The sequence below is a fragment of the Intrasporangium sp. genome, from assembly GCF_032907665.1.
Taxonomy (GTDB): domain Bacteria; phylum Actinomycetota; class Actinomycetes; order Actinomycetales; family Dermatophilaceae; genus Intrasporangium.
The window spans coordinates 1398-2836 of record NZ_JAJJPG010000247.1; the positions used below are offsets into that span (position 1 = coordinate 1398).

Here is a 1439-nt window from a genome sequence, read left to right on the forward strand (position 1 = left end):
GTGGCCCCGAGGTGGGCCCCGAGACAGGTCCCGGCACGGGCGCAGGCACCGGCACTGAGGAGGGTGCGGACCAGTGAGCCCACTCAACTACATCTACCTGTCGATCGTGCTGTTCTCGATCGGCACCGCGACGGTGCTCATGCGCCGCAACGCGATCATCGTGTTCATGGGCGTCGAGGTCATGCTCAACGCGACCAACCTCGCACTGGTGACGTTCTCGCGGATCCACGGCAGCCTGGACGGCCAGGTCATGGCGCTCTTCGTCATGGTCGTCGCCGCCGCCGAGGTCGTCGTCGGCCTGGCCATCATCATGGCCATCTTCCGTGCCCGCCGGTCGGCCTCGGTCGACGACGCCAACCTGCTGAAGCTGTAAGGGAGCCCACACTCGATGTCAACTGGCATGGGAAACCTCCTCCAGACGCCCGGCACGTATGCCGCCGGGCTGGCGACGCAGGCAGGCGAGGCACAGGCCGCCACCGGGATCACGGCGTACGCCTGGCTGCTCATCGCGCTGCCCCTGCTCGGCGCCGCAGTCCTGCTCTTCGGCGGGCGTCGCACCAACGGCTTCGGCCCCGTCCTCGCGACGGCCCTGTCGTGGGGCTCGTTCGTCGTGGGCGCGCTCATCTTCCTGCAGATGCTCGGCCAGGACCCCGAGAGCCGGCACTCGTCCGTGCCCCTCTTCGACTTCGTCACGGCCGGCTCGTTCTCCGTCGACGCGTCGCTGCTCGTCGACCAGCTCTCGGTCGCGTTCGTGCTGCTCATCACCTTCGTCGGGTCGCTCATCCACGTGTACTCGCTCGGCTACATGGAGCTCGATCCCGACAAGCGTCGCTTCTTCGCCTACCTCAACCTCTTCGTCGCGGCGATGCTCCTGCTCGTCCTCGCCGACAACTACCTCATCCTCTACATCGGCTGGGAGGGTGTCGGTCTGGCGTCCTACCTGCTCATCGGTTTCTGGAACTGGAACCCGGCCTACGCGACCGCGGCCAACAAGGCCTTCGTGGCCAACCGGGTCGGCGACTTCGGGTTGTCCGTCGCGATCATGATCATGTTCTTCCACTTCGGGGCCGTCGACTTCGAGACCGTCCTGGGAGCGGCGGGCAACGAGGCGAACCAGGGCTTCATGACGGCGCTGGGGCTGATGCTGCTGCTCGGCGCCACCGGCAAGTCCGCGCAGTTCCCGCTCCAGAGCTGGCTCGGGGACGCGATGGCCGGCCCGACGCCGGTCTCGGCGCTGATCCACGCGGCGACGATGGTCACTGCTGGTGTCTACCTCGTGGTGCGGTCCGGACCGATCTTCGAGGCCTCGCCCAACGCGCAGCTCGCCGTGGTCATCGTCGGTGCGATCACGCTCCTCTTCGGGGCGATCGTCGGCTGCGCGAAAGACGACATCAAGAAGGCCCTCGCCGCCTCGACGATGTCCCAGATCGGCTACATGA

The 1439-nt window shown here is 67.1% G+C and carries 2 protein-coding genes; both read left to right on the forward strand.

Translation table 11 applies throughout. From position 1 onward, the window contains the following. Positions 1–73 precede the first annotated feature (73 nt). Positions 74–373, forward strand: a complete 300-nt coding sequence (nuoK, locus tag LOY02_RS18970; RefSeq protein ID WP_317183923.1) for an NADH-quinone oxidoreductase subunit NuoK — start codon at positions 74–76, stop codon at positions 371–373. A 15-nt stretch (positions 374–388) separates the two neighbouring features. Beyond that, positions 389–1439, forward strand: a 1051-nt coding sequence (locus LOY02_RS18975) for an NADH-quinone oxidoreductase subunit L (protein WP_317183924.1), incomplete at its 3' end; no start/stop codon positions are given.